At 71.2% G+C, this 17697-nt stretch carries 19 protein-coding genes; 6 read left to right on the top strand and 13 right to left on the bottom strand.

Annotated elements, in window-relative coordinates; translation table 11 throughout:
* Window positions 1-6: 6 nt before the first annotated feature.
* Both AB0C27_RS32575 and AB0C27_RS32580 read left to right on the top strand, forming a co-directional pair.
* Window positions 7-759, top strand: a complete 753-nt coding sequence (locus AB0C27_RS32575) for an amino acid ABC transporter ATP-binding protein (RefSeq protein WP_357852480.1) — start codon at window positions 7-9, stop codon at window positions 757-759.
* A gap of 35 nt (window positions 760-794) precedes the next feature.
* Window positions 795-1322, top strand: a complete 528-nt coding sequence (locus AB0C27_RS32580; RefSeq protein ID WP_357851751.1) for a GNAT family N-acetyltransferase — start codon at window positions 795-797, stop codon at window positions 1320-1322.
* 211 nt (window positions 1323-1533) lie between these two features.
* On the opposite strand, the gene AB0C27_RS32585 is transcribed toward AB0C27_RS32580, so the two are convergent.
* Window positions 1534-2376: a LysR family transcriptional regulator gene (locus AB0C27_RS32585; protein ID WP_357851753.1), complete on the bottom strand. Its 843-nt coding sequence runs from the start codon at window positions 2374-2376 to the stop codon at window positions 1534-1536.
* A gap of 72 nt (window positions 2377-2448) precedes the next feature.
* Here AB0C27_RS32585 and AB0C27_RS32590 point away from each other — a divergent pair, with 72 nt between their 5' ends.
* Complete coding sequence (locus AB0C27_RS32590) at window positions 2449-3690, top strand: MFS transporter (protein WP_357851755.1); 1242 nt, start codon at window positions 2449-2451, stop codon at window positions 3688-3690.
* A gap of 444 nt (window positions 3691-4134) precedes the next feature.
* Here the strand turns inward: AB0C27_RS32590 and glnA are convergent, their stop codons facing one another.
* Together glnA and AB0C27_RS32600 are read right to left on the bottom strand one after the other, a co-directional pair.
* Window positions 4135-5559, bottom strand: coding sequence for a type I glutamate--ammonia ligase (glnA, locus tag AB0C27_RS32595; RefSeq protein ID WP_357851758.1), 1425 nt, complete (start codon window positions 5557-5559; stop codon window positions 4135-4137).
* Window positions 5560-5653: 94 nt separating this feature from the next.
* Window positions 5654-6688 (bottom strand): hypothetical protein, encoded by a 1035-nt coding sequence (locus AB0C27_RS32600; RefSeq protein ID WP_357851761.1) that lies wholly within the window; start codon window positions 6686-6688, stop codon window positions 5654-5656.
* 77 nt (window positions 6689-6765) lie between these two features.
* On the opposite strand from AB0C27_RS32600, the gene AB0C27_RS32605 reads away from it, so the two are divergent.
* The 3 genes from AB0C27_RS32605 to AB0C27_RS32615 all read left to right on the top strand — a co-directional run bounded on the left by AB0C27_RS32605 (window position 6766) and on the right by AB0C27_RS32615 (window position 8836).
* The gene (locus AB0C27_RS32605) at window positions 6766-7227 is read left to right on the top strand and encodes an RDD family protein (RefSeq protein ID WP_357851764.1); all 462 of its coding nucleotides are present in this window, start codon (window positions 6766-6768) and stop codon (window positions 7225-7227) included.
* A gap of 62 nt (window positions 7228-7289) precedes the next feature.
* Window positions 7290-7901, top strand: coding sequence for a TetR family transcriptional regulator (locus AB0C27_RS32610; RefSeq protein ID WP_357851768.1), 612 nt, complete (start codon window positions 7290-7292; stop codon window positions 7899-7901).
* On the top strand, window positions 7898-8836 hold the full coding sequence (locus tag AB0C27_RS32615) for a hypothetical protein (RefSeq protein WP_357851771.1): 939 nt from the start codon (window positions 7898-7900) through the stop codon (window positions 8834-8836). The genes AB0C27_RS32610 and AB0C27_RS32615 overlap by 4 nt, the downstream gene beginning before the upstream one ends.
* Here AB0C27_RS32615 and AB0C27_RS32620 read toward each other — a convergent pair.
* The 10 genes from AB0C27_RS32620 to AB0C27_RS32665 all read right to left on the bottom strand — a co-directional run bounded on the left by AB0C27_RS32620 (window position 8817) and on the right by AB0C27_RS32665 (window position 17675).
* The gene (locus AB0C27_RS32620) at window positions 8817-9581 is read right to left on the bottom strand and encodes a class I SAM-dependent methyltransferase (protein WP_357851774.1); all 765 of its coding nucleotides are present in this window, start codon (window positions 9579-9581) and stop codon (window positions 8817-8819) included. The two genes, AB0C27_RS32615 and AB0C27_RS32620, sit on opposite strands and share 20 nt — an antisense overlap.
* Window positions 9581-10261 carry a DUF4191 domain-containing protein gene (locus tag AB0C27_RS32625; protein ID WP_357851776.1) on the bottom strand — a complete coding sequence of 227 codons (681 nt, stop codon included), beginning with the start codon at window positions 10259-10261 and terminating at the stop codon, window positions 9581-9583. Before AB0C27_RS32625 ends, AB0C27_RS32620 begins: the two co-directional genes overlap by 1 nt.
* Before the next feature lie 225 nt (window positions 10262-10486).
* Complete coding sequence (locus tag AB0C27_RS32630) at window positions 10487-11374, bottom strand: alpha/beta fold hydrolase (protein ID WP_357851779.1); 888 nt, start codon at window positions 11372-11374, stop codon at window positions 10487-10489.
* Window positions 11350-11736: a VOC family protein gene (locus AB0C27_RS32635; RefSeq protein ID WP_357851782.1), complete on the bottom strand. Its 387-nt coding sequence runs from the start codon at window positions 11734-11736 to the stop codon at window positions 11350-11352. The genes AB0C27_RS32630 and AB0C27_RS32635 overlap by 25 nt, the downstream gene beginning before the upstream one ends.
* 229 nt (window positions 11737-11965) lie before the next feature.
* Window positions 11966-12958, bottom strand: coding sequence for a helix-turn-helix domain-containing protein (locus tag AB0C27_RS32640; RefSeq protein WP_357851784.1), 993 nt, complete (start codon window positions 12956-12958; stop codon window positions 11966-11968).
* 256 nt (window positions 12959-13214) lie between these two features.
* Window positions 13215-14144 (bottom strand): lipoyl synthase, encoded by a 930-nt coding sequence (gene lipA / locus AB0C27_RS32645; protein WP_357851787.1) that lies wholly within the window; start codon window positions 14142-14144, stop codon window positions 13215-13217.
* Between the two features lie 81 nt (window positions 14145-14225).
* The gene (locus AB0C27_RS32650; protein ID WP_357851790.1) at window positions 14226-15218 is read right to left on the bottom strand and encodes a hypothetical protein; all 993 of its coding nucleotides are present in this window, start codon (window positions 15216-15218) and stop codon (window positions 14226-14228) included.
* A 58-nt stretch (window positions 15219-15276) separates the two neighbouring features.
* Window positions 15277-15969: a lipoyl(octanoyl) transferase LipB gene (gene lipB, locus AB0C27_RS32655; protein ID WP_357851793.1), complete on the bottom strand. Its 693-nt coding sequence runs from the start codon at window positions 15967-15969 to the stop codon at window positions 15277-15279.
* Window positions 15970-16006: 37 nt separating this feature from the next.
* Complete coding sequence (locus AB0C27_RS32660) at window positions 16007-16744, bottom strand: peptidase E (protein WP_346109799.1); 738 nt, start codon at window positions 16742-16744, stop codon at window positions 16007-16009.
* A gap of 37 nt (window positions 16745-16781) precedes the next feature.
* Window positions 16782-17675: a TIGR01777 family oxidoreductase gene (locus tag AB0C27_RS32665; protein ID WP_357851796.1), complete on the bottom strand. Its 894-nt coding sequence runs from the start codon at window positions 17673-17675 to the stop codon at window positions 16782-16784.
* Between the last annotated feature and the right edge of the window lie 22 nt (window positions 17676-17697).

The raw sequence follows: 17697 nt of genomic DNA on the forward strand, positions 1-17697 counted from the left end.
GTCCCCATGGTGCACGCCCGCGCCGTGCGCAAGCACTTCGGCCACCTTGAAGTGCTCAAGGGCATCGACCTCGACGTCCAGGCCGGGGAGGTCGTGGTCGTCCTCGGTCCTTCCGGCTCCGGCAAGTCGACGTTCCTGCGCTGCGTGAACCACCTGGAGACCATCGACGGCGGCGCCATCCACGTGGACGGTGAGCTGATCGGGTTCCAGGCGTCCGGCGGCAAGGTCCGGCACCTGCGCAAGAAGGAGATCACCCGGCAGCGCGGGGAGATCGGCATGGTCTTCCAGCAGTTCAACCTCTTCCCGCACATGACCGTGCTGCAGAACGTCATCGAGGCGCCCGTCGGCGTCCGCGGCGAACCGCGCGAGCAGGTGCGCGAGCGCGCGCACGCCCTGCTGCGCCGCGTCGGCCTGGAGGACAAGGCGGGCAGCTACCCGCGCCAGCTGTCCGGCGGGCAGCAGCAGCGGGTGGCCATCGCCAGGGCGCTGGCGATGCGGCCCAAGCTCATGCTCTTCGACGAGCCCACCAGCGCCCTGGACCCCGAGCTCGTCGGCGAGGTGCTGGCCACCATGAAGGGCCTGGCCGAGGACGGGCTGACCATGATCGTGGTGACCCACGAGATCGGGTTCGCGCGCGAGGTGGCCGACCGGGTCGTCTTCATGGACGAGGGAGTGGTCGTCGAGTCGGGAACGCCGGCCGACGTGCTGGACAACCCGAGCAGTGCGCGGACGCAGGCGTTCCTGAGCCGCGTACTCTAGCTCGGATCGTTCCTGGGCCGCGTACCCTAGCTCGGATGGAGACAGAGCGCCTCATCATGCGCAGATGGCGCGAAGAGGACAGGGAGCCCTTCGCGGCCATGAACGCCGACCTCGAGGTCATGGAACACTTCCCCGCGCCGCTCACCAGGCAGGAGAGCGACGTCCTGGTGGACCGGATCGAGGACCAGTTCGACCGGCTCGGCTACTCGCTGTGGGCGCTGGAGGTGCGCGCGAGCGGCGAGTTCATCGGCTTCACCGGGCTGGCCCTGCAGACGTTCGACGCGCCGTTCCTGCCCGCCATGGAGATCGGCTGGCGGCTGGCGCGGCCCGCGTGGGGGCAGGGGTACGCGACCGAGGCGGCCAGGCGGGCCCTCGGGTACGCCTTCGAAGAAGCCGGCCTCGACGCGATCATCTCCATGACGGCCGTGAGCAACCTGCGCTCCCAGGCCGTGATGCGGCGCCTGGGCCTGACCAGGGACCCGGCCGAGGACTTCGCCCACCCCCTGCTCCCGGCGGACCATCCGTTGTCCCCGCACGTGCTCTACCGCCTGCGCCGCCCGTAGCCGCACCTGCCTGCCGGAGGCCGCCTCGAACGCGGCGAACCTCGGGACGAGCGCGACCTCCTCCGCCCAGAGCCGCTCCCGCTCCACGCCCTTCTGCGCCCCGACCACCGCGCTCCCCTTCCGGCAACCCGGATCAGCCCCGATAGCCGCGAGCCGTAGGCCCGGGCGGTCAGCAGAGCAGCGGCGGCCTTCCCAGAACCCGCGGCCGTGCTCAGGCGGCGCTGAGGGCGTACAGGACATCGCGCAGGAACGGCTCCCGCTCGCGCTGCCAGATCAGCCGCAACGCCAGCGGGGGCGCGGCGAAGTCGAGCTCCACCAGCACGCCCGACTCCACATCCGTCCCCAGGGCGAAGTCCGGCAGCAGCGCGGCCCCGAGCCCCTGCCTGGACCACTCGCGGGCGGTGGCGATGCTGGTCAGCTCCCTGCGCGTCACCCCCGTGCCGAACAACTGGTCGGCCGCCAGCCGGATCGAGCACCCCTGCGGGCTCACCAGCAGCGGCTCCCGGTCGCCGTCCGGCGCCGCGACCAGCGACAGCCGGACCTCGCCCACGTCCAGGTGGTCCATCCCGGCGGGCCGGGCGAACCCCAGCCCGCCGACCTGGTCGCCCAGGTCCAGCAGGAGGGCCGCGTCCAGCCGGCCGCCCGCCACCGCGTCGAGCAGAGGCTGCCTGGTGAGCGACTCGACGCTCACGTCCAGATCGGGGCGGCGCCGCGACAGGCGGCGGATCACGGCCGGGAGCTTGGCCGCGGCCAGCATCTCCAGGGCTCCGATCCGCACGCGGCGGCGGGCGCCCGTCACGGCCCTGCGTACCTCGTCGGCGTGGTCGAGCAGGCTCTGGGCCCGCGCCAGCAGCGTGCTGCCCGCCTCGGTCAGCCGCATGCCTCGCGGCGAGCGCTCGAAGAGCGTGACGCCGAGGCCGGCCTCCAGCCTGCGCACCTGCTCCGACACCGAGGCCGGCGCCAGGCCCAGACTGTCGGCGGCCGCCGTGACGGTCCCCGACCCGGCAACAGCCACAAAACCCCTCAACTGCCGCAAATCCACGGCCTTCAGCATACGGCTTTCCCGAACGCCCTCGCAGGCTGTGCCTGTTGAGCCGCCGCACCACGTCTCAGCAGGCTGAGGGGCATGTTCGGTTTCTCCCTCGCCTACTTCCTGGTGATCCTCGACACCACCGCCCTGACGATCGCGCTGCCCGACCTGCGCGCCTCGCTCGGCGGCTCGCTGGCCGGCCAGCAGTGGGCGGTGAACGCCTACACCGTCGCCTTCGCCGCCTGCCTGCTCGCCGGTGGAGCGGTCGCCGACCGGTACGGCGCGGCGCGGATCTTCAAGCTCGGTGTGACCACCTTCGGGGTGATCTCCCTGCTCAGCGCCGCCGCGCCGGACCTGGGGTCGCTGATCGGCCTGCGTGCCCTGCTCGGAGTGGCGGCCGCGCTCTGTACCGGTGGCTCGCTCGGCCTGCTCGCCGAGATGTTCCCGGAGCCCGCCGCCCGGGCCCGCGCCACCGGCCTGTGGGCCGCCATCACCGGCACCGCGCTCGCCGCCGGGCCGCTGCTCGGCGGGGTCCTCGTCGATCTGTACGGCTGGCGTGCCGTCTTCCTGCTCAACCCGCCCATCGCGCTGATCAGCCTGCTCGCCATGCGTGGGGCCGCCTCGCCGCGCGGCCACCGGCTGATCGACTGGCGGGTCCAGGTCCTCGCCTGTGCCTTCCTGGGCCTGGTCGCCGAGGCCCTCATCGACGCCGCGCCCGTGGCCGGTCTGGCAGCCGTCGCCGTCCTCACCGTCCTGGTGCTCGCGGAGCGGCGCAGCCACGCCCCCGCTCTGCCCGGCGGCCTGCTCGCCGCCACCTGGCCGCAACTGCTGGCGGGCACGGTGGCGAACTTCGCCTTCTCCGGCGCCCTGTTCGTCCTGACGCTGCTGCTGCAGGAGACTCGCCACCTGAGCCCCATGGCCGCCGGGCTGGCGTTCCTGCCACTCACGCTGCCCATGACGGTCAACCCGCTGCTCACCGGGCGGCTGGTGGCCCGCTACGGTCCCCGCCCACCCATTCTCGCCGGCCTCGTCCTCATCGCCGCCGGCTTGACCGGAGCGGCGCTCACCGGCCCACCGGCGCCATGGCTCGTCGTCATGGGCTTCGGCCTGTCGTTCGTCCTGCCTGCCCTGATGACCGGAATCATCGGCAGCGCGCCGCCCGGCACGGCCGGCACCGCGGGCGGCGTGCTGAACGCCTTCCGCCAGGTCGGCGCCACCCTGGGGGTGGCGGTCATGGGCGTCGTCGGACGTCCCCTGCTGGTCGCGGCCGCCCTGACGGCACTGACCTGCGCCGCGTACGCCTTGTCCACCCGCTCCCGTACGCCCGCGGCCGGCTGACACCCACCAGGCGGTCAATCGCCCCTGTCGGGAGACCGGCTCATCGAGCTCGCCTCAGCCACTCCCAGCCTGCGAGTACGACCGGCTCGGTAGCGGCAGCGAGCCTGGTCCGAAGCCCGGACGCCTCGGCTCGGGCCGCGGCGACGACGGCCTGCGGCACCTGGCAATCCCTCACCAGGCCGCCCACCAGCCGGTACGGGGAAGCAACTGCACACCATCGCAGGGGAGCACCACCGACGTGCCGTCGGCCTTGCGATGCACCTCACCCGCTCGGGCCCTCTCATCAGCGCAGACGGCCCGGCACCGATACACGGTGCCGGGCCGTTCTGTTCCGCCTCTGTTCCGGCCGACGCCGCTCAGCAAAGAGGAGCAGCGGCAGGTGACGACAGGATCTCCCAGCTCAGCGCCGTTTCACGGAAATCGCCGAGGCCGGGAAACCCGCTGTCACACGTCGTAGTAGAGCTCGAACTCGTGCGGGTGCGGGCGCAGCCGGATCGGGTCGACCTCGTTCTCCCGCTTGTACGCGATCCACGTCTCGATCAGGTCGGGCGTGAACACGCCACCCTCAAGGAGATAGTCGTGGTCGGCCTCAAGCGCGTTGAGCACATCGGTGAGCGAGCCCGGGACCTGCGGGACCTGGCGGGCCTCCTCCGGCGGAAGCTCGTAGAGGTCCTTGTCGACCGGCTCCGGCGGCTCGATCTTGTTGCGGATGCCGTCGATGCCGGCCATCAGCATCGCCGAGAAGGCGAAGTACGGGTTGCACGACGGGTCCGGGACGCGGAACTCGATGCGCTTGGCCTTCGGGTTGGAGCCCGTGATCGGGATGCGGACGCACGCCGAGCGGTTGCGCTGGGAGTAGACCAGGTTGACCGGGGCCTCGTAGCCGGGGACCAGGCGGTGGTAGCTGTTGACCGTCGGGTTGGTGAAGGCCAGCAGCGACGGGGCGTGCTTGAGCAGGCCGCCGATGTAGTAGCGGGCCGTGTCGGACAGGCCCGCGTAGCCGACCTCGTCGTAGAAGAGCGGCGAGCCGTCCTTCCACAGCGACTGGTGGCAGTGCATGCCGGAGCCGTTGTCACCGAAGATCGGCTTGGGCATGAACGTGACCGTGTGGCCGTATTCGAGCGCCGTGCTCTTGATGACGTACTTGTACAGCATCAGGTTGTCGGCGGTCTTGAGCAGTGTGCCGAACTTGAAGTCGATCTCGGCCTGCCCGGCCGTGCCGACCTCGTGGTGCTGCATCTCGACCTCGATGCCGGCCTCGATGAGGTTGCGCACCATCTCCGAGCGCAGGTCGGTGAAGTGGTCCATCGGCGGGACCGGGAAGTAGCCGCCCTTGTAGCGCGGCTTGTAGCCCAGGTTGCCGCCCTCGGTCGCCTTGCCGGTGTTCCAGGCGCCCTCGATGGAGTCGATGTAGTAATAGCCGGCGTTCTGCTTCGTCTCGAAGCGCACGTCGTCGAAGATGTAGAACTCGGCCTCAGGGCCGAAGTAGACCGTGTCGGCGATGCCCGTGCCCTTGAGGTAGGCCTCGGCCTTGCGGGCGACGTTGCGCGGGTCGCGGCTGTAGGCCTCGCCGGTCAGCGGGTCGTGCACGAAGAAGTTGATGTTGAGCGTCTTGTGCTGACGGAACGGATCGACCACGGCGCTCGTCGGGTCGGGCAGCAGAAGCATGTCGGACTCGTGGATCGCCTGGAATCCGCGGATCGACGAGCCGTCGAACATGAGTCCGTCGGTGAAGACGCTCGCGCTGAAGTTCTCTACCGGGAAGGTGAAGTGGTGCGTCGTCCCCGGCAGGTCGGTGAACCTGACATCGACGAACTGCACCCCTTCGTCACTGATGAACTTCAGGACGTCGTCGGCGGAGTTGAACACTCTCGAACCTCCCTGGGGACTGGCCATCATGCCGACGCTAGGGCGTGGCCGTTTCCGTATGGTGTCTCGATTGTTTCGCACGTGTTACGCGACGTCATGTGGCCTCCGTCGTCGTGCAGTCGTCCGATTGCGGCTGGTCCAGCGCGTACGGGTCTTGAGGCTTCCCCGTGGCCTTGACCTTGTCGGGCGGGGAGTCGTCGAAAAAGGGATGGACGAAACCGTCCTCCGTGTCGCAGCGCGCCGGAGTGACACTGGCACCCAGATCCTCCACCCAGGTGACGAGCCGGCCGTCCTGGCGGAACAGCTGGATCTCGCCGGTCTCGTGCGCGACGACCCGCATCATGGTGAGCGCCCGGCCGGGGCGGTGCACCGCGTAGACGGCGAGGTAGTTGAGCTTGACGCTCACCCCGCGCAGGTTCTTCTCCTTGAACGTGCCCAGGGTGGCCCGGCCGTTCACCTTGATCACGTCGGTGGTGAGCTCGACGCTGCCGGGGGCGAAGCTGTGCACCATGTAGCGGGTGGCATATTCCTTGTCCGCCAGGTTCTCGCGGAACCAGCCGCGCTGGTCGCGGTGCAGCAGCTTGGCGAAGGCCTCCGGCTTGCCGCCCAGCACGGTCTTCTTGTCGAGGTAGGCCGCGGCCAGCAGCTCACGCGTGCGTTCGAGCCCCGCGGCGACGTCCTTCTTCGTCAGCCCGCCGAGCGCCTTGGCCTCGGGCAGCGTGAACCCGGCGATCCCGTCGGCGTACTTCTCCGCGGGCGACCCGGCGAACGGGTGCGCCACGTCCACGGTCTCCAGCTCGAACGGGTCGCCGGGCAGCGGGCCAGAAGGCCGGAACAGGTCGGGTCGCATCGTGACCAGAACGGCGGCGGCGGCCAGCACGATCGAGATGCCGGCGCCCGCCAGCCAGGCCCGCCCGGCCCTGCGCCGTGGCCGCGGCGGCGGCGTTTCCCAGCCGGGGCGGCCGGCGTCGCGGCGCCGGCCCGGCCCGCCGGGTAAGTGCTCCTTGCCCTCGTTCGAGGCGCTCCTGGCGCCCTTCTTGGCCGACGAGCGCATCCGGCGCTGTTCGCCGGCGTCCATCTGCGAGACCAGCTCGTTGAAGCGCTGGTCAAGATCATCCCCGTGTGGCATGGCGAATATTCTGGCGTGGCTGTGACGCGGTCGGGTCACAATTCCGACCGGCCTCCCGGGCGGATACCGTTGAGGTCATGAGCAGCAACGAGCCTCGGTGGACGCAGACCTGGCTGGGCGGTGTGCGCGCCGCCGGAGTCGATCTCGGATACCCGGGAGAGCGCCTGGGGCTGCCCCAGGAGGGCAGCGGATCGGTGGCGGGCTGGGGGCGCCGCATCGGCGCGCTCGTCATCGACTGGATGATCTGTACGTGGGTGGTCGTGCAGCTGCTGCTCAGGATCAACCCGGCCGAGTCGCCGTGGGCGCCGGTGACTGTCTTCGCGGTGCAATACCTGCTGCTCATCGCGTTCATGGGGCAGACGTTCGGCCACCGGCTGATGGGCATCAGGGTCGCCGCGATGGACGGCGGCGACCCGCGGCTGCTGCCCGTGCTCGTGCGTACGGTGCTGCTCTGCCTGGCCGTGCCCGCGCTGATCTGGGACCGCGACCACCGCGGGGTGCACGATCGGGTGTCCAACACGATGGTCGTCCGCATGTGACCTGCCGACAGAAAAACCATACCGGGTTCATAAATGTACCCGGTATGGTTTAGGCTGTCCGCATGATGATGGCAGGGCTCAGGGAGCGGAAGAAGGAGCAGACCAGGCGGCGGATCGCCGAGGTGGCGCTACGGCTGTTCGACGAGCGCGGCTACGACGCCGTGACTGTCAACGAGGTCGCCGAGGCGGCGGGGGTGGCCAAGGTCACGCTGTTCGCGTACTTCCCGTCCAAGGACTCCCTGGTGCTCGACGGCGTCAAGGAGGACACGGCCGCGATCGTGGCCGGGCGGGGCGAGCGTACGCCGCTCCAGGCCCTGCGCGAGCATTACCGGCGGATGGGCCGGGATGAGATCGACGTCGAGGGGCTGCTCACCCGGATCCGGGTGATCTCGGCCAGCCCCGCGCTGCTCGCCGGGGTCCAACAGGCGCACATGGGCCAGCGCGAGGAACTGGCCTGCGCACTCGCCGAGGCGCTGCCGGAGCGAGGGCTCGCGCCCCGGCTCATGGCCGCGCAGATCACCGCCGCCATCACCACGCTGCAGGAGGCGTTCTTCCACCGGCTTTCCACGGGCGTGTCGCCGGAGGAGGCCGGACGGCTGCTCGGCGAGGAGGTCGAGCTGGCCTTCGACCTCCTTGAGTACGGTTTCGCGACGCTAAAGGGAGATAAATCATGAAAAAGGGGATCAACTATGACGTCGGGATCCTGCCGGGGGAGGACAACTCCCGCAAGGTCTTCGACCCCGGCACCGTCGCCCGCGAGATGCGGCTGATCGCCACCGAGCTCCACTGCGACACCGTCAGGATCTCCGGCGCCGACCCCGCGCGCATCACCGTGGCCGCCGAGCACGCCGCCGCCGAAGGGATGGAGGTCTGGTTCGCCCCGTTCCCCGTGGACCTCACCGAGGACGAGGCGCTGGCCGTCTTCACCGACTCCGCCGGACGCGCCGAGGCCCTGCGCCGCTCCGGCGCCGAGGTCGTGCTGGTCACCGGCTGCGAGCTCACCGCGTTCTGCCAGGGGTTCATCGAGGGCGCGGGCTACCGCGACCGGCTCCAGGCGATGGTCACGGGCGACGTGGCGTGGTGGACCACGCTCATGCAGGTCATGCCGCGCTTCAGCGGCTACATGGAGCGGGTGGCCGAGAGCGTGCGGCCGCTGTTCGGGGGGCGGCTGAGCTACGCCTCCGGCCCGTGGGAGCCCATCGACTGGGCCCCGTACGACATCGTCGGCGTGGACGCCTATCGCGCCGCGCACAACGCGCACGACTTCGCCGACGAGCTGCGCGCCCAGTTCAAGCACGGCAAGCCGGTCGCCGTCACCGAGTTCGGCACCTGCGCCTACCGGGGCGCGGGCGAGCGGGGCGGCGTGGCGTGGGCGGTGCCCGACGGCGCCGTGCGCGACGAGGACGAGCAGGTCCGCTACTTCACCGAGCTGATGGACGTCTTCGAGCGAGAGGGTGTCGAGACCGCCCTGTGGTTCACGTTCGCCGCCTACAACCGCACCGGCCCGGCCGACCTCGGCTCGTACGGCGTGATCAAACTCGACGACGACGGCGCCTGGAGCCCGAAGAAGGTCTTCGGCACCATGGCCGCTAGATATTCGCGCAGCTGAAGATGGCCGTGCCGGGCAGGTGGCGGCCGCGCAGCGGGCTCCACCCGCCCCACACCCCCTCATGGTCCTCGGGCCACTCGGGCTCCAGCAGCCCGGTGATCGTCAAGCCCGACGCCGCCAGCAGCCCCACCCAGTCGCCCATCGTGCGATGGTGCTCGACGTAGGTCAGCGTGCCGCGCTCGTCGCGCTCCTCGTACGGGCTGCGGTCGAAGTAGGAACGGTCGGAGGTCAGCCCGCCCGGCCCTGGATCGTCGGGGAAGGCCCACCGGATCGGATGGCTCACCGAGAACACGAACCGGCCACCCGGCCGCAGCACCCTGCGCACCTCGCGGAAGACGGCCAGCGGATCGGCCACGAACGGCAGCGCGCCGTACGCGGAACAGGCCACGTCGAAGCTCGCCGGCCCGAACGGCAGCGACTCGGCGTCGGCCTGCACCACCGGAACCCGCAGGCCGGTCGCGTCGTCGAGACGCTGGGAGTGGCGCAGCTGGCGGTGGGAGATGTCGAACGCCGCCACCCGCGCCCCCTGCGACACCAGCCACCGCGCGCACTGCGCCGCGCCGCAGCCGATCTCCAGCACCCGCCGCCCGCGCACCTCGCCGAGCAGGCGCGCGGCGGCCTCGTCGAGGCCCTCAGGACCCCAGACGAAGCCGCTGTCACGCAGGAAACCGCCGTGCTCGACCTGGTAGTCGTCGGCGTTGCCGTCCCACCAGCCGCGGTTGGCCCGCGAGGAGGACGACAGCACTAGCGCATCTTGGGGCCGCGCGGCATGCGGGCGCCCTTGGGCATCGGACCCTTCGGCATCGGCATGTTGCGCGGCAGCGAACGCAGCCGGTCCTTCACCTCGTTGACCGAGGGCTTCTTCAGGTTACGCGGCAGCTTCATGATGTGGCGCTGCAGCTTGCCGAGCGGCACCTGCCCGTCGCCGTCACCGCACTGGATGTCGTAGATCTCGATGCCCAGCGCCACCCGCGAGATGCGCTTCTTCTCGGCCGTGAGCATCTTCGCCACCCGGTTGCCCGGCCCCTCGCTCACCAGCACCACACCGGGATAGCCGATCACGAGGTGGACGATGTCCTGGTCACGGTTGACCGCGATGGCCGGGGTGACCTGCCAGTTGCCGCGCATGCCCTGCAGCACGGCCGCCGCCGCGCCGGTCTGGCCGTGCAGGATCGAGTATTGCGCCTTCTGCGCCAGTTGCCCGAACACCACCAGGCCGACGGTGAACGCGGCCAGGACGCCGATGAACACCGAATACCACAGGTAGTCCGTGACCAGGCCGATCACGACGACCACAGCCAGCGTGCCCACCGCCGAAAGGAAGACGATCGGCATCCCCTTGGGATTGGCCTGCTTGATGATCTGCGCGACCATGCGGAGCTGCTTGAGACGCCCCGGCTTCTCTGGATCCTCGGACTTTGCCATGCTCAGAAGGATACAAACCAACTGGTGCAGGAGGGAAAACGCGGCCCGGCCGTTTTGCCCGTTGTGATTACATCTTCACCATTGCTGACCGCCGCCGTTCGCTGTCGGCTCGCGATTACCCTGACCCTTGAGCTTGAGCCGGACGCCGCGCCGGGCCGTCCATGGGCCCGCGTCTCGCGCTCGACGGGCCGCGTCGCGCCGTCGATGAGCCCGCGTCACCACCCGTCATGCCGCCACGAAGAACTCCAGCACCTCCGGCACCAGCGCCTCAGGAGCCACGTCGTGCGCCTGGCCCTCCAGCACCCGCCGCACGGCGCCCGGGATCACCTCCGCCACCGCCAGGCCCGCGTTCGCCATCCAGGGCGGGCTCAGCGCCCCGTTGAGCACGAGCGTGGGCCGCCTGATCCCGGACAGCCGCCCGGCCGGCAGCGCGTTGCCGGGACCCAGCACCGCGGCCTCGTAGACCAGCGTGCGGGCCATGGCCTCGGCCTCCTCCCAGAACGGGTGCGAGCGCATCGCGGCCACGTCGGCCGGCGCCACCTCGGCCGCCTCCACCATGAACCGCTCCACCGCCTCGCCGCGCCTGCCCGCCTCGACCAGCGCGCCGAGCTGCCGGGCGAAGTCGAGGGGGAGGGCGGGCGCGCCGTCGTCCACGTGGTACGGCGGCTCCCACACGGCCAGCTTGGCGATCGCCGGATTCACCGCCGCCGCCTCAAGCGCCAGCGCCGCCCCCGACGACCCGCCGAACACCATGACCGACCCGCCGACCGACCCGCCCGCCGACCTACCGGCCGACCCGCCCGTGGAGTCGCCCGCGGAATCGTGCACCGCTCGGTCTGGCGCGGCGCTCGCCGCGTCGATGACCGCCGCGAGGTCCTCGATCTCCCGTTCCACCGCGTACGGCGCCGTGTCGCCGCTGTCCCCGCGCCCCCTCCGGTCGTAGGAGTACACCGTGAACCATCGGGCCAGGCCGTCCGCGATGGCGGTCATCAGCGGATGCCGCCGGTCCGCGAACGCCCCCTGGACCAGCACCACCGCCGGCCCCTCGCCACGGCGGTCGTACGCGATGACGGTGCCGTCCGCCGACGTCACCCGGCCGGCTGAACCAGGCACAGCGCCTCCCAGTGGTGACCGTCGAGGTCGGCGAAGCCGCGCTGGTAGCGGAAGCCCGCCTCCTGCTTCACCCCGGCCGGGGTGGCGCCGGCCGCCAGCGCCTTGTCGACCAGCTCGTCCACCTGCGCCGGGTTCTCCATCCCCAGCACCAGGATCGCCTCCGTGCTGCTGCCCGCGTCGGCGACCTCCTTGGTGGTGTACGCGGCGAACGTCGGCTCGGCCAGCAGCATCACCTGCGTCTGCTCGCTGATGACCACCGAGGCCATGTCGTCGGCCATGCCGAACAGGGTGAAGCCCAGCTCGGTGAAGAACTTCTTCGACCGGTCGAGGTCCTTGACCGGCAGGTTGACGAAGAGCTGCATCTCCGGATCCCTTCTCGTCTGCGGAACGCCTCCAGTCTGCTGGGCACGCCCCCGGCCGGTCTTGCACCTGAGCGCCAGGCGAATTGACGTTCAGCGCACGAACCCGCCGCCCGTCCGGGCGGGCGGGATCAACAGCGCGACGTCATCGAGCGGGCAGACCGGGCGCACGAGTCGGGCTCGTGGGTCGGGCTGGGCGCACGCCTCGGGTGGACGAGCTTGGTGCGCGGGTTCAGCGCAGCGCGGTGGCGGGCTCGTGGCTCATCGCGTGCGCGCGCCGGAACTCCGCGGGCGGCATCCCGTACGCGCGCCGGAACAACCTGCTGAAATGCGCCGAATCCGGTAACCCCCACCGAGCCCCCACAGCACTGACGGACTGGGCACCGCCCGCCATCAGGTCGGCCCGGCAGCGTTCGAGCCGGCGCTGCCGGATCCACGCGGCCACCGTCGTGTCCTCCGACTCGAACAGCCGGTGCAGGTAGCGCACCGAGATGTGGTGCGCGGCCGCGATCACCGCCGGATCGAGGTCGCTCTCGCCCAGGCGCTGCTCGATGAAGGCACGCACGCGCAGCAGCAGCGTGCGCTGCCGGAAGTCGTCGGGCAGCTCGACCGGCCGGGCGCGCTCCTGATCGAGGCGCTCGGCGACGGCCGCGGCGACGACGTCCGTCACCACGGTCGACAGCCGCGCCGCGCTGGCATCGCGGTAGGTCTCGTGGTCGAGCGCCACCCGGCGCAGCAGCGGCACGGCCAGCGCGGCGGCGCCCGTCTCGGCCCCGATCGGCAGCGCGGCGAGCTCGGCCACCGCGTCGATCGGCAAGGCGAGCCGGTCGCGCGGGAAGCTGAACACCGCCAGCCGCACCTCCGAGTCGTAGCCCAGCTCGTAGGGGCGGGTGAAGTCGTAGATCGCGAACTCGCCCCGCTGGAGCACCGTACGGCGGCCGTCCTGCTCAAGGCGCGGGCTGCCGTCGAGGGCGAGCACCACCCGGTAGTGGTCGGGGTTGTCGCGGCGGATCAGGCTCGGCGTGCGGTGGACGCTGTGCGGGGTGGAGGTGTGGATCCGGCCGACACCCACGGCGCCGAGCCGGCCGAACCCGATCTCGCCCCGGAGCGGCGCCTCGGCGTCGATGCGCAGGTCGAGCGGGCCGAGCGTGTCACAGACGACGCTGCGCCAGGCGTCGTGGCGACGCGCTCGCGGCAGGTCACTCGTGCGGATCAGAACGGCCATCGCGGGGCGCCCTCCATCGGCTGGGCTGCCCATGCTAACGACGCACTCCGACACTCCGGCAGGCCCGCCGCCCTCTCACGAGGCCCGCGACATAGCAGGACGCCGGCCGCTCCCTCACGAGGCCCGCGACATAGCGGGACGCCGGCCGCCCGGCCGCGCGATCCTCCGGCACGCGCGCCTTACGCAGGAAAGCCCGTGAAGGCGCGGGCACGAAGAAGCCCCGGGGAGTGGGCCCCGGGGCTGCTCGGTGGTGCGGTCAGGCGGTCTGGCGGGCCGCGATGGCCTGCTGGTAGAGCCGCCCGGCCCGGTACGACGAGCGCACCAGCGGCCCGGACAGGACCCCGGCGAACCCGATGGCCTCGGCCTCGGCCTGCAGCTCGACGAACTCCTCCGGCTTGACCCACCGCTCCACCGGGTGGTGGCGCGGCGTCGGCCGCAGGTATTGCGTGATCGTCAGCAGGTCGGTGCCGGCGTCGTGGAGGTCGCGCATGGCCTCGGAGACCTCTTCGCGCGTCTCGCCCATGCCCAGGATCAGGTTGGACTTGGTGACCAGCCCGGCCTCGCGGGCCGTGGTGATCACACCGAGCGAGCGCTCGTAGCGGAACGCGGGCCGGATGCGCTTGAAGATCCGCGGCACGGTCTCGACGTTGTGCGCGAACACCTCGGGCTTGCTGGAGAAGACCTCCTCCAGCTGGTCGCGGTTGCCGTTGAAGTCGGGCACCAGCAGCTCGACGCCGCAGCCGGGCAGCAGCGCGTGGATCTGGCGCGCGGTCTCGGCGTAGAGCCAGGCGCCGCCGTCGGGCAGGTCGTCGCGGGCCACGCCGGTCACGGTCGCGTACTTCAGGCCCATCTGCTGGACGGACTCGGCCACCCGGCGCGGCTCGTCGCGGTCGTATTCCTTCGGCTTGCCCGTGTCGATCTGGCAGAAGTCGCAGCGGCGGGTGCACTGGTCGCCGCCGATGAGGAAGGTCGCCTCGCGGTCTTCCCAGCACTCGTAGATATTGGGACAGCCCGCCTCTTCACAGACCGTGTGCAGGCCCTCCCGGCGCACGAGCGATTTCAGCTCGGTGTATTCGGGGCCCGTCTTCAGCTTGGTCTTGATCCACGGGGGCTTGCGCTCGATAGGGGTTTCGGCGTTACGCACCTCCAGGCGGAGGAGCTTTCGGCCTTCAGGGGCAACGGTCACATTCACAGCTTACGTCTCCTGCGGCGGCGGCCGGATCCAGGGTCGGGAAACACCCCCTCATCGGACCTTTCCCGGCCAGGCTCACGGAGAACCGATGAGGCCGAAGCCGCGGATCGCCCGGGTGTAGTGGGCCAGCAGCTCCTCGTCGATCCGCTCCGAGTCACGGGTGCCGAGCAGCTCGGAGTGCGGGGGAGAGTCGAGCACGCCGTCGTCGGTGAGCAGGAACCTGGCCAGCGCGCTCTGCCTGATCGACGTCACGCTCTCGCCGCGCAGCGCCGCCGCCTGCATGGGCGCCAGGTAGCCGGCGCCCGCCGCCAGCTCCTCCAGCTCGGCCAGCTCCCGCTCGGAGGCGACGCGCAGGGCCAGCGCCCGCTGCCTGACCAGCGTACGGGCCGCGCCGGCCTGGACCAGGCGGGTCAGCGCGTACCGGATCAGCAGCACCGGGCCGCCGAGCACCCGCCCGATCAGGCGGCCGAACGCGCCCGCCGCCTCGTACGTGGTACCGGGATGGTCCATGGCGCCCAGCGACGAGGCCGCGATCTTCGTCTGCGCCTCGTCCCTGACCCGCAGCGGCCCCGACGACCCCAGCAGCGCGTCCCGCCAGGACTCCAGCGTGGCCAGCGCCTCGCTCACCACCCGCTCGCCGCCCGTCGGCAGCCGCGCGTACGCCGCCGCGAGCAGCGCCACCCGCTGCTTGGGCGGCAGTGCCAGCCACAGCGGCAGCCCGATGACGAGGACGGGGGTGCGCGCCAGCCCGACGCGGTCGTAGGCGGTGCTCGTGGCCAGGTCCCTGACCGCCACCTTCCTGGGCCGCGGGACCCCGATCCGCCCGGCCACGCGGTCCGCGACCGCGTACACCTGCGCGGCCTGCTCGCGGTCGAGCACCTCGGCGTCGGCGGGCAGCGCGCCCAGGCGCGGCCGCAGCGCCCAGCCGATCGCCAGGCAGGCGCCGCCGAAGAGCCACGACCAGATGAAGCCGGGCGCCCGCGAGATGGCCACCGCGCCCAGCGCGACGAACCCCAGCGTCAGCAGGTGCACCACGAGCGCGAGAACGAGAGCGAGGACGCGCTTCACAGGCGTGATGGTAAGCCGGGGACGGTCCTGTTTCCGCAGCGGTCAGGTGCCGATTCGGTCACCTGCGCAGCAGGTCCTCCTCGTGCAGGTCGAACGGCTCCCTGCCGAGCGCCTCCGCCAGCCGCTTCTCCGCGATCGGGATGACCTCCTCGACCACGATGCGCCGGCCCGTCTCGGCCGACAGCGAGGAGACGCCGACGCCTTGGATGCCGCACGGCGTGATGCGGTTGAACCAGCGCGGGTCGTTGGCGCAGTTGAGCGCGAACCCGTGCATGGTCACCCCCCGCGAGACACGCAGCCCCACCGCGCCGAGCTGGCGGTCGGGCAGCCCCAGCACCGGGTCGCCGGCCGCCCAGACGCCGCCGCGGCCACGGATCCGCCGGGCCGTGACGCCGAAGTCGGCGCACACCTGGATCATCGTCTCCTCGAGGGCGCAGGCGTACGCGACCACGTCGGTGATGGCGACGATCGGGTAGGCGACGAGCTGCCCGGGACCGTGCCAGGTCAGGCGCCCGCCCCGGTCGACGTCGACGACGGGCGTGCCGTCGGAGGGCCGCTCGTGCGGGGCGGTGCGCTTGCCCGCGGTGTAGACGGGCGCGTGCTCCAGGATGAGGACGGTGTCGGTCAGCTCACCTGCGGCCCGCTTGCCGTGCACCCAGCGCTGCAGCGACCAGGCCTGCTCGTAGGGAACGTCGACACCGAGTCGGACGATGGCGAGTGCGTGGGGATCGTCCCCTTGGATGGGGCGCATGAGCCTATTGTGCCGTTCCCTCACCCTTGAAGGGTAATCAGGGGGTCAGCAACCGTGGTTCGATCCTGAACTCCTTTACCCTTCCTTCGCTCTCGCTCTCCACCTTGTACGCGTACGCGCCCGGCTCCACGCTCACCGCCTGGATGAACTCCGTGCCGACGTAGTGCAGCCCCACGCCCTCGTCGGCGGCGTAGCCCATGGGCAGCTCGCCACTGGCCACCGAGTCGTGCAGGAGCTGCCTGCGCTGCGGGTCGGAGTCGTAGTGGACGCCGCACGAGTAGGGCAGCAGCGCCATGCCCTCGGCCCACACCCGCAGGTCGGGGCCGAAGGAGTCGGTGTTGCCGCCGACGTGCCAGCACAGCGCGCCCGCGCTCTGGCCCGACAGCACCACGCCGGACCGCCACGCCTCCTCGAACGCCTCGTCGAGCCCGTGCAGCCGCCACAGCGCCATGAGGTTGGCCACGCTGCCGCCGCTGACGTAGATGACGTCCTGGTCGAGCATCCAGGCCCGTGGGTCGGCCACGTTGGGCATCGGGAAGACCGTGAGGTGGCTCAGCTCGACGTCCCAGCCGGCGAACGCGCCGTACATCTTCAGCGTCCAGTCCGAGGAGTCGCCCATCGCCGTGGCCACCAGGCCCACCTTGGGACGGTCCTGACCGGTCAGGTCGAGGGCGTAGCGCAGCAGCGCGCTGGCCTCGATCTGGTTGTGGCGGCTGCTCGGGCGGAAGGACCCGCCCCCGATGGCGAGGATGTGTGATTGGCCTGACCGGGTCATGTCGGAGTTCTCCCAGCTGCTGAACGAGGATCGGGCACTAGATTACGGCGCGCAGGGCCTCGCCGAGACTCGTATGGGAGAAGGCGTGGCCGGCGGCGGTCAGCTTGGCGGGCACGACGCGGTGACTGGGCAGCAGACCCTCGCGGGCGAACTCGCCGATGCCCGCGGCCAGCGCGAACGCCGGCACCGGGATCGGCATCGTGCCCCTGCGCAGGGTCTTTCCGAGTGTCCTGGTGAACTCGGCGTTGGTGACGGGCTCGGGGGAGATGAAATTGACCGGCCCCTCGATTTCCCGATTTTTCAGGACATGGAGGGCGGCTCTCACCCAGTCGTCCACCGTGATCCACGACCAGTACTGTTTGCCCGACCCCAGCGGCGCCCCCAGCCCCATCCGGAAGATCGGCAGGATCCGGCCGAGCGCGCCGCCGTCCCGGCTCAGCGCCAGCCCCGTGCGCGACTGCACGGTCCTGATCCCCGCCGTGCCGGCCCGCCTGGCCTCGTTCTCCCAGCGCTCGCACAGGTCGGCCAGGAACCCGTTGCCCCTGCCCCGGCTCTCGTCGATCACCTCGTCACCGGTGTCGCCGTAGAAGTCCACGCCGGAGGCCGACAGGAGCACCTCAGGCGGCCTGGAGAGCCGCACGAGCGCGTCGACGAGCACCCGGGTGGCGTGCACCCGGCTGGTGACGAGCTCGCGCTTGTAGGCAGGGCTCCAGCGCCTGTCGCCGATCGGCGCCCCGGCCAGGTGCACGACGGCCTCGGCGCCCTCCAGCGCGGCCAGGTCGACGACCTGCTCGTCCGGCTGCCAGTAGGCCTCGTCGTCCTTCGCGGGAGTGCGGCGTACGAGCCGGACGACCTCCCGCCCGTCCGCCCGCAGAGCGGCGCTCAGTGCCGTCCCCAGCAGGCCCGACGCTCCGGTCACGATGATCGCCATGCCCTCACAGTACGCCGCGCCC

Origin of the sequence: Nonomuraea sp. NPDC048882, assembly GCF_040649755.1 — a bacterium.
Classification (GTDB): domain Bacteria; phylum Actinomycetota; class Actinomycetes; order Streptosporangiales; family Streptosporangiaceae; genus Nonomuraea; species Nonomuraea maheshkhaliensis.